Genomic DNA, 13238 nt, shown 5'->3' on the forward strand with positions numbered 1-13238 from the left:
GCAGGCTGGCGGCCCGGCCTGGAAGCGGGTCGAGTCGAAGCTCAGCGTCGAAAGCCCTTGTAGGGGAAGCGACTCAGCGGTCTGTAGCGGGAGCGAAGCCTGCGGTGTCGCTAGATATGAGGGGGCACCGGCGTGACCAGCCTGCCCCCGTACGGCTTAGGTCAAAATCAGATCTGATGCGAAATCGTTTGCCTCGCGAGTGAGCTCACCGCCTGGATGTAGATGCTCACCCTGGCGGACCGCCTCGCCCGACCTGGGAACCCAAACGCATCAGCCTGCACCTGTTCTCCTATCGCGGCACGACTGGCCCGCCACGCCCGGCGGACTCACCTGCGGTTCCCGGCGCACTGGCCCCATACCGCGCTGAGCACCACCGTGCTGGCACCTGCAACCCAGCTGACCAGCACCAAACCGCAGACGAAAGGTTCAACCATCCGGGCTTGTGGAACCCGGCAGCCAACCCGCTGAACGGGCCACCCGATCAGACCCAACGGTCGAAACCCGACTGTAAAACACCAATCCGAAATCACTCAGGCCAGCAAGTCAACCGCGGGAAAGATTCGGGCTAATAGCACATGACGACTTTCGTCGAATGCGCAGACGGAGACATGATCGAATTATCGGGGACGCGTTTGGAATGCGAAGTCCATCACTTCGGCGCCAATACCGCCCAATAGATATTCAGGTTGGTAAATCTCATGCGCCCGTGCTGCAAGCTCGATTGCACCGATAGCGATCTGGCCTATTCCTGAATTCCGGATCGTATCGACAGAGCTGGCCCAGACCACGCGTGGGATTCGAGCCCAGGCGATCATGCTAAGGCACATGGCGCAGGGTTCGCCTGTCGTATACAGTATGGTGTTCGCCCAACCGGTATTTCCGTACTGTTCGATGTATGCATTGATGGCGACAACCTCGCCATGATAGCCCGGGTGGACCGAGCTGTTATTAACGCCTTCCGCCATTAGTCGTCCACCGGTGTCGACGATGACGGTGCCGAACGGGTATTTTGGGTTACTGGCCGCATTGCGGATCGCATGAGTCATCTGCAGTTCATGGAATTGCCATTCAGCCGCAGTCGGCCGATAGTTGTCAAGCCGGTTCAGGGCGATACGTGTTGGCTCATCGAGGTCGCACGTGTCTGCCGCTGAACTGGCGCTCGAGGTGGCTGTCACCAGTGCCGTTACCGAGGCGGTTAGTGCCAATGCCGCCGTGCGCCGAGAGATCGATGACGAGGAGGGATTGGAAGTAGCTAGATCCATGGCTTATAGTTTGCCAGTTGATGCTCGGTTGGGACTGTAGATGGCGGGCTGGCTCTGAGCCATAAATGGGTGTGCGAACGGGTCGACAACCCCGCGTGAACTCAGGTGCGTTACTGCAACCGCCACCCTCGACCCAGCACGATCTAGCCCGGATGATGCCTGGCCATCGGCCTGAATCACGGTGTCGGACGAGCTTTCGGCACAACACCAATACGAATGCGTCCCGAGACTTCCCTGGTCGACTTTGAGACGAAACAGGAGGAATGCAGCCACGTTTCGTTTGCACACCCTGGGTACATGAGTGCGTCGCACGGTCCAGTGTCATCGAGGTCCAGCCGCAGGTTCGCCTAGCTGAGTTCGTCGACGGCGTGGTGCCCGGTCCGGGCATGGAGGTTGACGGTTGACGGCCGGTCCGGGCATTAGTTCCAACCCACTGAAAAGGGAGTTTCCCGGCATGGGGCGGTGAGCGCTGTTCCATCGATCCTATGTTCGCAATACGCTGACGGCAGATTGACTGCGCTGGTGTTGGCCATGGTTACCCGGTTGGGTGCTGGACGCATCTGATGGCGTCACCTGCGCACGCACCAACCCTCGGTTCATCGCGAAATATCCCGTATGGGAATTCTCGGAGGGAACGCTCACCCGCGTGCCCACCAACCCGTGACTGGACCGAATACGTCTCACGGGCGTGCATCCGTTGTTTGTATCGTCTGATCGACCATCGGCTTGGGGAGGATAAGCAGTGGAACTGAGAAGTCTCTGTCATTTTCTAACCGTCGCTGAAGAACTCAACTTCGGTAGGGCTGCTAAACGTCTGCTCATCAGCCAACCGGGACTGTCGCCAAGCATCAGAGCGCTGGAGCGGGAGATCGACCCCGCTGTTCGAGCGCAGCCGTCAGCGCATGGCGCTCATCTCCTCGGGTGCGCACTGCTGCCCGAGGAGAAACGGCTGCTTGCGCACGCCGCAGAGGTTCAACGGCTCGCCAAGTGTTATGCGCAGTATCTTGCGCCGGCGATCGGTAGTCCTATGTTCGGAACAGTGCGTCTGAGCGGCGCACCGATCTGAACAATATGGAGGGGAGAGATCGGTGCGCCGCTCAGACGCACTATCAATCTACATGCTACACAAGTCAATTGGATATAGCCAACACGAAACAGGTCGCGGCGACACGATTGGATCGCATGCTTGTCGCCCGAAATCAATTTGGGCGGTGAGCGTTCCATATTAGCCGTCATTTCCATCTATGGGGGAGAATGTGACTGTCAGTACAAGTTCGGCAACTATCAACATGACATTCACCGGCCGGATCAGCCTGCTGGATATCGTTATCGCTTATGGGACCGATGCTGTGGTCGCACGCATCACCACACTCCGTATGAGTGGATGTCGCCATGCCGCGAGGGCAATCGAGCGCGAGCTGAACGAACTTGATCTTCTGCTGTCGGAATCCGAATCTCTCACAGGAGGCTAGCGCCGGTCTTCGACCGCAGCATGGTTAGGTGGCTTCACCCTATGGATCCGCAGGGGGATCAATGAGCAATGCTATGAATGTCGGTTCGTCCGCGGAGAGAACCCTTTCCGTGACGAGATCAATCCATGAAATGCCGTTCTGCTCGAATATCGTCGACCTTCCGATCTCCGATGCGTTGCCGTCGGATTCGCCGCCGCGAACGGCAGGAGTGAACGCGAGTCAGATACGTATGCTTGCCGAATCGGCGGCCGCGCTTCCCCCGATTGTCATCCATCGGGAAACGATGCATGTCGTGGACGGCTGGCATCGGCTGTGTACGGCTCAGCTGCGCGGTGAAACGACCATTGCGGCGGCGCTTTTCGACGGCGGTCCCGCAGGGGCATTCGTTCTGGCGATGAAACTGAATACCGCACACGGGTTGCCGTTGTCGCTTGCCGACCGGAAGGTTGCCACGCTCCGTATGCTGTCGTTATATCCACAGTGGTCGGATCGGGCTATCGCAGCTGTCGCCGGAATCTCTCACAAGACTGCTGGCGTACTCCGTAGGCGGTCGACTGGAGAGAATCTCCAATCGACCGAGCGGATTGCACGCAACATGTGACGGCAGTATTGGAATTACACAATCTTGTTGTGTTCGCGAGAGAAGAGGGACGATATGAAACTGAGAATCCTCGGTCCGGTAATAGCGACGAGAGACGATCGTGCGCTGGCGTTACCAGGAAAGAAATTACAGACGATGCTCGCAGCTTTGCTGCTCTCTCGTGGGCAGGTCGTTTCTGACGACCGGCTCAGCTTCCTGCTGTGGGGCTGGAGTCCGCCGACGACGGTGGATGCGCAGATCTACACGTATATATCCCGGCTTCGGAAGCGCCTGAGTCCGGATGTCGATCTGATCCGCCAGCCCCCCGGCTATCAGATCAACACGAAGAACGCCTGGGTGGACATCGAAGTGTTCGAGCAGCTGACCGATCGGGGTCGCCACATGCTGGCCGCAGGGCTATTCGACGAAGCGTCGGAATCGCTTCGGGCAGCACTCCGGCTCTGGCGCGGTTCGGCGCTCACCAATGTCATGGAGTATCTGACCGAAACAGAACTACCAATATTAGAGGAAGCCTGGACCACGACAACCGAGTACCGGATCGACACCGAGCTGGCGCTGGGCCTGCACCGGACACTAATCCCGGAACTCATCGGCCTCGTCAACCGCTTCCCGTTCCGGGAACGGTTTCGTGTACAGCTGATGGCTGCTTTATACCAGTCGGGCCGGCAAGCCGATGCGCTGGCCGTCTACGAAAAGGGGCGTGTTCTACTCGCGGAGGAACTGGGGGTCGACCCCGGTTTCGATCTCGTGCGGGCATTCCAGGCGGTGCTCGACGGCGATCCGAAGCTCCTCCCACTGCCTGCACTGCCCTCCGAGCGGACTTCAATTGCCCTCCGGAACTCGTGATCGATGTTCTGGAGGGTGCCACCGCATGCGGCTCGAGCAGGAGCGAAGCCGACGCTGTCGGCACCCGATGCACATAATGACCGAGGAGTTTATAGGTAAGTCGAGACTCACCCTGTGAATTTCCGAAATTCGGGTGTCGCACCGGGAGATTCTGACCGGTCGCGTGACAACTGCCATGCGTGAAGACTCCCTCTCGGTCATTCGCAGGTTTCGATCATCGTGTTGAACTCATAATGTTGGAGCATTTTGAGTCAGTTTGTCGTATAAAACTTAGGGGAATGTATGCTTACCGGATTGCCGCTCACTGTCCAGCAGGAATCGGCGTTGCTGCTCAACACGGTTGCGGCTGACGGCGCCGCGTACAACATGGCTGCAGGGTTCATCGTCTGCCCCAGTATCAGCGTTGAACAACTGCAACGCGGTATCGGTACGGTGCTCTCCCGGCACGATCTGCTCCGGTCTACCTTCCACGCCGACCCGGCTGGAGCTCATCGGGTGATCAGCGAGGACGCGGCAATCGAACCGGAACTCGTCGACGGAACGACTTTGAATACCGAGCAGATCTACGAATTGGCGCAGAAATTCGTCCGTCGCACATTCATGCTCGGTCAGCAACTGCCCGTACGCTGTTTGCTGGTCGCCAGAAGTGCGGAAGAAGCGTTGTTAGTGCTGGTGGTGCACCACATCGCCGGGGATTTCCTTTCATTCGGCGTGATCTTAGAGGATCTGATCACCAGTGCAATCAGACCGGACCTCGAACTGCCTCCCGTGGAGCACTCGTTCACTGATTATGTTCGCTCTGAGCGGCAGTGGCTCGACTGCGAGGAGGCCGCGAGCGCGCGCAAACACTGGCTGTCGCTGCTCGAGGACGTCAATCCGGTGCTGGACTTGCCAGGCGATCTGCCGCGGCCCGCGGGGTACCGCCTAGTCGGTGACACCGTCGATTTCGACCTCTCCCACCAGCTCGTCGCCGATCTCAAAGCCGTCTGCCGGGAGTGCGGTGTCACCCCGTTCACGTTCCTGCTTACTACCTTGATTGTCCTGTTGCAGAGGTACAGCGGCCAACGTGAGTTCGTGCTCGGCTCGGCCTTTGGCACCCGCGGCCGCCGAAATGCTCACGTAGTCGGCCCCTTTGTGAACACCATGCCGATCAAGGCCGGGCCCAGGGCGAACCTGACCGTTGCCGAGCTCAGTAAGTCACTCGCCGAGCAGATCGCCATTTCTTCCGAGCACGCCAGGTACCCGTTCTCTCTGCTTCCCGGTGACTTGGGTGTTCCCCGTGACCTCAGCAGAACACCGCTGGTTCAGGTGCTCATGACGATGCTTGCTGTCGGCCGGGACAACGAGGTGATCCGTGCGATTGCGGAAGGTACGGGGGCATACACCGTAATCGAAGGCCACCGGCTGGAAGCATTAAACCTGCAACAGCAAGAAGGCCAGTTCGACCTTGGGGTAGAGATCTACCAGACCCCACAGGCCGTCCGGGGGCGACTGAAGTTCAATGATGAGATCTTCACCAGGGTCACGGCAGAGCAGATGGTCCGGCACTACACCACCCTGATCAAAGCAGCAGTGAACAACCCCAACGAGCTCATCGATCGGTTGTCCATGGTGGACCAGGCAGAAAAAGCCAGATTGCTGGCTTTCTCGTCCGGCGTATAGCTTCAGTATCGAACCACGACGCAGGCTGATCCCGACAATAGAAACAACCAGCGAGCATGGGGTTAATGTGTCTGGACCAGCCCAGAGAAGACCGGTTGCTCTGGTAACCGGAGGATCGCGTGGCATCGGTCGGGCGGTGGTAAACCGCCTGGCCGAGGATGGCTACGACGTCGCTTTCGTCTATCGATCTAACACCGACGCTGCTCTGGCCGTGGTCGATGAGGCCAGCGACAAAGGCGCCAACGTGGTATCCCGAAAGCTAGATGTTACCGACTTCGACCAGGTGCAGGAGTTTGTCCAGCACGTCGAGCGCAACGTCGGGTCGATCGCTGCCGTGGTGAACAGCGCGGGCATCACCAAAGACAGCCCCCTAGTCGTCATGGACAACCAGGACTGGCACGATGTCATCGAGGTTAACCTCACCGGGCTCTACAACATCGCTCGCAGCGTGGTGCGTGGTTTCATGCGGCGCCGCGCGGGTTCGCTGGTCACTGTGTCCTCTGTGGCCGGTATTCATGGCAATTTCGCACAGACCAACTATTCGGCATCCAAGGCCGGGATGATCGGGTTCACCAAGTCCTTCGCTAAAGAGATCGGGCGCTACGGCGCACGGGCCAATGTCGTGGCACCCGGCCTGGTCAACACCGACATGAGTTCGGTGTTGACCGCCGAACGCACCGAGAAGATACTCGCCGGGATCACTCTTGGACGGTCGGGCACCGCCGAGGAAGTCGCCGAGCTGGTCGTGTTCCTGGCCTCCGACCGCTCTTCGTACATCACCGGCCAGGTATTTCAGATCGATGGTGGAGTGACGCTGTGACTCCGGCTGAACCGGATCGGGCAGGGGGCATGCAGTGAGTGTCAAGGGAACGAGGATCAGTGGCCTGGGCGTTTATCGTCCCGGTCGTCTGGTGGGAAACGAGGAGCTGGCAGCCAGAGCTGGAGTGGATCCGGAATGGATTCAAGGCGGCACTGGCATCGCGACTCGCTACCACGCCGATGCGGCCGAAAACGTCGTCTCCATGGCCATTGCCGCAGGTAAACAGGCCCTGGAAGCTGCGAAAGTAGCCCCGGATGAGGTAGACCTGGTCATCCTAACCACAGCAACCAGGCGGCAGCTGGCTCCCGCTGGAGCGCCGCAAGTCGCGACTGGGCTGGGCATTCCGGCCGCTGGTGCCTTCGATCTCGGAGCAGTGTGCGCAGGGTTCAGCTACGCGCTGTCCATGGCCTCCAATGCAGTGGCCGTCGGCCAGGCGCGAAACGTGCTGATCACATCCTCGGAACGACTGACCGATGTGATCGACCCGGAAAATCCGGACACCTTCGTCATCTTCGGCGACGGCGCCGGCGCGGCTGTCGTCTCGCCGTCCAATGAGTGGGGTATCGGCCCGGTTAGCTGGGGCAGCGACGGCTCACGAGCATCGGTGATCGAAATTCAGGTGCGCGAAGGAACCAAAGACCTGGCGACAATGGACGGTCAGATTGTATATCGGTGGGCCACGAGTAAAATGCCCGAAGTTGCCAAGCATGCATGCGAACTCGCCGGTGTGAGCCTCGGCGAGATCAAGTGGTTCGTGCCGCACCAGGCTAACCGACGCATCGTGGATATGCTCGCATCGCGGCTGGGTTTTGTCTCCGCTCAGGTGGCACGGGATGTCATCGACACCGGAAACACGTCGTCGGCAACAATTCCGCTCGCCCTGCACCGCCTTTATGAGAATTCCGAAGTCCAATATGGGGACTTGGCCCTACTCATTGGGTTCGGATCCGGCCTGAGCCACGCAGCTCAGGTCGTCCGCTTGTCATAGATGACAGTTTATTCAGTCAACACATCCAGTAATGGGGTTATTAGCCATGAAACGCACCGAGATTGTCGCCGAGATTTTCGCTCTTATTAAGAAGCTCGTGCCCGAATACGAAGGTGACAACGACGCCTCGATCGGTTTCGCCGAGGCTGGCGTCGACTCGCTGACCACTGTCGACCTAGTAGTGGCGACTGAATCTATGTTCAGCATTGAGATTCCGGACTCGGCCCTACCGAAGCTGACTACCGTCGCCGACCTTGCTGACTACGTCATGCAGCACGAAAACGATAAATCCGGGGCTGCGTGATGAAAGTTCGCTCAACCCGCGAGCTCTGGGGGTCTAAAGTGGGTCCGATCACGGGGCGGCATGTAAACGCATCGCGAAGCAGGTCCGCAATCATATTGAGGTGGCCCACACGTTGAGATTCGACTACGACCGAATAGTCGAGCGGCTTTAAGTCAACAATTGATTAACATTCGATGTGGTTGCGGGATCACTGTCATCGAATCGAAGGTCGACCATCCAGTGCGGGTAGCCGAACGCAAGGACGGGCTCGGCTCCTGTGCTGCGACCGAAAAGAGTTGGAGATGTCTGGAAGTTCCTTCGGAGAGGTGGAAGACTTACTCCGCAGTGCATATGAGAAGTTGAATACAATACCAGCTGACGAACCCTTGACTGCGGCGGCAACTCAACTTGTTCGATGTGCCATGGACGGAGTGGCATTGCTGAATCAATCCGAGTTGTCCCTGGCAAGTGAAATATTGAGCTGCGCCCGAGCAGCTGTGACCACAGCGACGTACATGATGCGGGAAGTCGACGGCAGAGATCGACGTCATCGGAATGCCGGACTCTGCTCAGCGGATGTTCTGGACCATTTCAGACGTCGTTAGGGGTGTGGTCGAGATCATGATCGCCGAGACCGATATAGAAATTCGTACGATTGCGCACCGAGTCAATTCGCTCGGGTCCTCCATCCGATTCGAACTCGTCGGGGGCCGCCTGATCCACCTACTCGACGCCGCCTGGCCAGCTTGCCGTCATGGGGTGTACTCATGCGTCCTGGGGAGAACGGTGGGTCTTACCCAAATGAATATGGAAATTGTATGGTACACGGTGATTGAATAATAGTATGTCGCCACGATGCATTCGGACTGACCATCATGCACAATTCACTCGCATTGAAGGGCTCGGGGTTTATCGCCCGCATCGGACAGTGACTAACGAGGAGATCTGTGAGCGCATCGATTCCGATGACGAGTGGATCAGGTCGCGCTCCGGCATAATGGCCAGACGACACGCCTCGGAGAAGGAAACCCTGGTTGAGATGGGTGCTTCGGCGGCACGTGCTGCGGTGGCCGACGCAGGACTCGTCTGCGCGGATATCGACTGTGTGATCGTCACGACTACCACTTCCATGCGATGCATGCCGTCGGTATCCACACAGATCGCCCACGAACTCGGCTTACGGGTCGGCGCATTCGACGTGGGTGCCGCGTGCGCCGGGTTCAGCTACGCCGTGTCCATTGCTAGCGACATGGTGTGTGGTGGCACCGCGCGGCGGGTCCTTGTGGTGTCGACTGAGCGGCTCTCTGACGTCACCGATTTCGAAGACCGCCGGACCGCGTTCCTGTTTGCCGATGGCGCTGGCGCTGTCGTGGTCGGGTCTTCATCGGAGTCAGGGATCGGGCCAGTGGTGTGGGGTTCGGACGGTTCGAAGAGCTCGGTGGTTTGGCAACACACCCCATGGGACGCGTTGCGGGATCCGTCGGTGTTCGAGCAGCCCGGATTCCGCTTCCCCGCGTTATCCATGCTCGGTCAGGACGTCTACCGTTGGGCGACGAGTGCCATGGTTCCGGTGGCCGAGCGGGCGATGGAGGCGGCCGGGGTCACCCCGGATGACCTGGGAGCTTTCGTCCCTCATCAGGCGAACCTGCGGATCACCGAGACCCTGACCCGCGCATTGAAGCTACCGTCCTCTGTGACCATTGCTCAGGACGTCGTGACCCAGGGCAATACCTCCTCGGCCTCGATCCCCTTGGCCATGCACGCTCTGAGAGCCGACGATGCTGTTTCCCGAGGAGATCTGGCGTTGATCATCGGCTTCGGTTCCGGGCTGGTTCACGCCGCTCAGGTGGTGACGATCCCCTAGTGCTCCAGCCGGTGCGGCCTCGGAGATCAGGAGGTGTCGCGTTGCGGTCATGAACTTGGTCGGAAGCTTGTTGTCGCCGGCTCGTGTGAGTCCGGACCGATTCACAGTGAAGGCCATAGGAGCGGTGACGATCCTGGAGATGCAGACGTCAAGGACTCCCCGGCGAGAGAGGGCGCGGAAAGCCTAGATGGCGGCGGCGGGAAACTGGGAGGCCCTTCCCAGCCGAAACGCACTGCGAGTTTGTGTGGAAGAGCTTGTCCTACAACCGGTGTGGAGCCGGAAGTGGATCGGTGCCGGAGAGAGTCGGAGGCGATCACCCCACCGATCGAGCCCTGGGCCGAGGACTCTGTCGACAGGTGAGGAGAGGAACAGAATTGCCGAACCCGGAATCCGACACGTTGCCCCGAGCACAGGCGCTGGCCGGCCGAACCTTCCAGGTGCGCGACCATTACGAGGTGGGCAGGGAGAAGGTTCGCGAATTCGCTCGGGCTGTACAGAATCGCCACCCGGCACATCGACACGAGGCCCATGCTCGACAACTCGGCTACACCAGCGTGCTTGCACCGCCCACCTTCTCCTCGATTATTGTTATGACCGGCATACAGGCACTGTTGAATACGGTACTCACCGACTATGATCTGTCTCAGGTGCTGCATACTGATCAGATATTCGAGATTCATCGGCCTGTCGTCGCGGGCGATCGGTTGCGCAGCATGGTGACGATAGAGTCGATCCGCTCTGTACGCGACGCGGATTTCGTGGTCGTTGGATTCACCATCACCGACGATGCCGGGGCGGTTGTCCAGGTGGCGTCGACGACTATCGTGGCCCGGCGGGGAGAGAAAGTGCTCTCGGACATCGCGCAGCTCGTCGAGGGCGTGGTCATGCATAGCAATGCTACCGATGACTTGGCGCCAGTTTTGATTCCGATCACCGCTGCCGCGGCGAACCCTGTCGCTGACGTCTCCGAATCACGCAGGGGGACCAGCGTTGACACAGTGCCGCGATTCGGTCGACTGGCTGTCGGCGACGTGTTGCCGCTGCGGACGATCCGGCTCGCTCGCGGCGATTTGGTCAATTACGCCGGCGTATCCGGTGACCCAAACCCGATCCACTTCAGCGACGCGGCGGCTCAGTTCGCCGGACTGCCGACGGTAGTCGCGCACGGAATGCTGACCATGGGGCTGACCGCCGGATATCTGACGTCGTGGCTGGACGATCCGACTGCCATCCAGAAGTTCAGCGTGCGGTTCTCTCGGTTGGCGCAGGTCGAGGAACGGGTCCCCATAGAGCTCGAGCTCGATGGGCGTATCCAGGCCCTTGGCCCCGAGAGCAATGTCGCCACAGTGGTGCTGGGTGTTCGTGCGGCGGGGGAGAAACTCTTCGGCCGGGCGTTCGCCGAGGTTCTGCTCTCGCCCTGAGCGGTTACCAAGCTCAGTTTCGTGATGTCACTATGTGTGGTATCTGTTCGATGCGCTCGATTTGGTCACCGGGCAATTGCATGTTTCGGTGATCTTAGCCAGCCCGGCCTTGGTTTTGATTTGGCGCGGATCTGACCACACGGCGAGGATGAGAGCGGCTGTGACGGCGCCGGCGCTGGGCAGATCCAGTATCGCGTCCATGAGGGCGCATTCGGAGACGGTGGTACGCGGCTTCTATGGATTTCATCTCGAGGGCGGCAGGGGCTGATGGTCAACCCGTTCCCGTACGGTCGTGCGCACGCGCATCCCCAGCGAGCCCCAGGCCCGCTACCCATACAGGGGATTTACCTAAAAGTAGAGGGAGTATGGGGCCCGTATAGGCGCTGGCATCAAGCTGTGATCACAGGGCAATTACAACGGACTGGGGGATTCTAATGGGCGTGAAACATAAGGGGATTCTCTCTACCATTGGCGAGACGCCTCTTGTGGAATTGGTTAAACTGTCGTCAGGACTTGACTTTTCCATCTATGCGAAACTGGAAATGGCCAACCCCGGCGGCAGCATCAAGGATCGCTCCGCGCTGAGCATGCTGGCCGACAAGATCGCTTCCGGTGAGCTGATCTCCGGCCGGTCTACCGTGGTCGAGTCCAGTTCCGGCAACCTCGCTGTCGGGCTCGCCCAGATTTGCGGCTATCACGGCATCAGATTCGTCTGTGTAGTTGACGCGAAAACCAACTCCCACAACATCGGCATGCTGCACGCGTACGGCGCCGAAGTGGAGATGGTGAATCGGCCGGATGCCGATGGGGAGTACCTCCCGGCGCGCATTCGACGGGTTCGCGAACTCGTCGGCACGCTGCCCGGAGCATACTGGCCCAACCAGTACGCCAACCAGCTCAACCCACGTGCCCACGAGCAGACCATGCACGAGATCGTGTCCGCTATGGGCGGACAGGTCGACTACCTGTTTTCGGCCGTTAGTTCCTTCGGCACTCTACGTGGATGCGCCCAGTACGTTGCCGCGCAGTCGCTGTCAACCCGGCTGGTCGCGGTGGACGCGGTAGGTAGCCACATCTTCGGCGGGCAACCTCACGTGAAACGGCTGCTGCCCGGGCATGGTGCCGCAATTCGGCCCGCGTTGTTTGACCCAAACGTCGCACACGAAGTCATGCACGTTACCGACGCCGAGTGCGTCACCGCCTGCCGACGGCTGGTCGCCACCGAGGCGATCCTCGCAGGCGCGTCCTCAGGAGCGGTGATGGCCGCGTTGCTGCGCAAGGTGCGGGAGATCCCGGCCGGGTCCAACTGTGTGCTGATTCTGGCGGACCGTGGTGACCGGTACTTACAGACCGTTTACTCGGATGACTGGGTGGATCGGAATCTGAACCTCTCGCAGGCCGAGGAGCTACACGATGCCCTCCCATGCTGATCGTTGGGCATGGGGCCCTGTGCCGCCTGGTCATCGACACCGAGCGTGCTCTGGGCGTGGGTATCGAATTCGACAGCTTCCTGCCGTCCCAACTTGTCCGTGAACTCGCCGTTATCTGAATAGAAGTAGAAATCGGTGGGCTCCAACTGCGTCCCCATTTTCCCAGAAGAGGGTTATCGGTACCTGAGCCCCATCTATTCCGATTCCTGGATTGCACGGTCTTTCGGCGAAGTTTCCCACTTGGGGGCGACGACTCTCCAAGCAGCACTAGTCGCTCAGTAAATGCCCAAAGAATATCCAACGTATGTCAGGAGAAAACCATGGCTGACAAGCAGCAGGACGACCGTACTCACCGCGTGGTCATCAACGATGAAGAGCAGTACTCGATCTGGGCGGCCGACCGTGAGCTGCCGGCCGGTTGGCGTGTCGAGGGCAAGGAAGGCTCCCGGCAGGAGTGCCTCGACCACATTGACGAGGTATGGACCGATATGCGTCCGTTGAGCCTGCGCCGTCGTATGGAGCAAAACGCCGTCGGCTGAGCGGCTAACCATCGCCGGTCAGAAACCGCCACCATCCCAGGAGTAGCCCC

14 protein-coding genes are annotated in these 13238 nt (G+C 59.6%); 13 read left to right on the forward strand and 1 reads right to left on the reverse strand.

Annotation, left to right across the window (positions count from 1 at the left end; translation table 11 throughout):
- Positions 1-617: 617 nt before the first annotated feature.
- Entirely contained in the window at positions 618-1262 is a 645-nt protein-coding gene (locus tag OG203_RS34840; protein ID WP_405161460.1) for a nucleoside deaminase, read from the reverse strand.
- Positions 1263-2004: 742 nt separating this feature from the next.
- Here OG203_RS34840 and OG203_RS34845 point away from each other — a divergent pair.
- The 13 genes from OG203_RS34845 (at position 2005) to OG203_RS34905 (ending at position 13188) form a co-directional block, all read left to right on the forward strand.
- Positions 2005-2328 (forward strand): LysR family transcriptional regulator, encoded by a 324-nt coding sequence (locus OG203_RS34845; protein ID WP_405161461.1) that lies wholly within the window; start codon positions 2005-2007, stop codon positions 2326-2328.
- Positions 2329-2518: 190 nt separating this feature from the next.
- Positions 2519-2734: a hypothetical protein gene (locus tag OG203_RS34850; RefSeq protein ID WP_405161462.1), complete on the forward strand. Its 216-nt coding sequence runs from the start codon at positions 2519-2521 to the stop codon at positions 2732-2734.
- Positions 2735-2807: 73 nt separating this feature from the next.
- The gene (locus tag OG203_RS34855) at positions 2808-3335 is read left to right on the forward strand and encodes a hypothetical protein (protein WP_405161463.1); all 528 of its coding nucleotides are present in this window, start codon (positions 2808-2810) and stop codon (positions 3333-3335) included.
- 54 nt (positions 3336-3389) lie between these two features.
- Complete coding sequence (locus OG203_RS34860) at positions 3390-4181, forward strand: BTAD domain-containing putative transcriptional regulator (protein ID WP_405161464.1); 792 nt, start codon at positions 3390-3392, stop codon at positions 4179-4181.
- Positions 4182-4463: 282 nt separating this feature from the next.
- Positions 4464-5843, forward strand: a complete 1380-nt coding sequence (locus OG203_RS34865; protein WP_405161465.1) for a condensation domain-containing protein — start codon at positions 4464-4466, stop codon at positions 5841-5843.
- Between the two features lie 67 nt (positions 5844-5910).
- Positions 5911-6663: a 3-oxoacyl-ACP reductase FabG gene (gene fabG, locus OG203_RS34870; protein WP_405161466.1), complete on the forward strand. Its 753-nt coding sequence runs from the start codon at positions 5911-5913 to the stop codon at positions 6661-6663.
- Positions 6664-6697: 34 nt separating this feature from the next.
- Positions 6698-7651 carry a beta-ketoacyl-ACP synthase 3 gene (locus OG203_RS34875; protein ID WP_405161467.1) on the forward strand — a complete coding sequence of 318 codons (954 nt, stop codon included), beginning with the start codon at positions 6698-6700 and terminating at the stop codon, positions 7649-7651.
- 46 nt (positions 7652-7697) lie between these two features.
- Positions 7698-7955: an acyl carrier protein gene (locus OG203_RS34880; RefSeq protein ID WP_405161468.1), complete on the forward strand. Its 258-nt coding sequence runs from the start codon at positions 7698-7700 to the stop codon at positions 7953-7955.
- An 823-nt stretch (positions 7956-8778) separates the two neighbouring features.
- Entirely contained in the window at positions 8779-9798 is a 1020-nt protein-coding gene (locus tag OG203_RS34885) for a beta-ketoacyl-ACP synthase 3 (RefSeq protein ID WP_405161469.1), read from the forward strand.
- A gap of 356 nt (positions 9799-10154) precedes the next feature.
- Positions 10155-11219, forward strand: a complete 1065-nt coding sequence (locus OG203_RS34890) for a fused (3R)-hydroxyacyl-ACP dehydratase subunits HadA/HadB (protein ID WP_405161470.1) — start codon at positions 10155-10157, stop codon at positions 11217-11219.
- A gap of 440 nt (positions 11220-11659) precedes the next feature.
- Positions 11660-12649: a 2,3-diaminopropionate biosynthesis protein SbnA gene (gene sbnA / locus OG203_RS34895; RefSeq protein WP_405161471.1), complete on the forward strand. Its 990-nt coding sequence runs from the start codon at positions 11660-11662 to the stop codon at positions 12647-12649.
- On the forward strand, positions 12643-12768 hold the full coding sequence (locus tag OG203_RS34900) for a hypothetical protein (protein WP_405161472.1): 126 nt from the start codon (positions 12643-12645) through the stop codon (positions 12766-12768). The genes sbnA and OG203_RS34900 overlap by 7 nt, the downstream gene beginning before the upstream one ends.
- Before the next feature lie 201 nt (positions 12769-12969).
- Positions 12970-13188: an MbtH family protein gene (locus OG203_RS34905; protein WP_405161473.1), complete on the forward strand. Its 219-nt coding sequence runs from the start codon at positions 12970-12972 to the stop codon at positions 13186-13188.
- Positions 13189-13238 lie beyond the last annotated feature (50 nt).

It is taken from the genome of Nocardia sp. NBC_01499, from assembly GCF_045040275.1.
In the GTDB taxonomy this organism is placed as follows: domain Bacteria; phylum Actinomycetota; class Actinomycetes; order Mycobacteriales; family Mycobacteriaceae; genus Nocardia.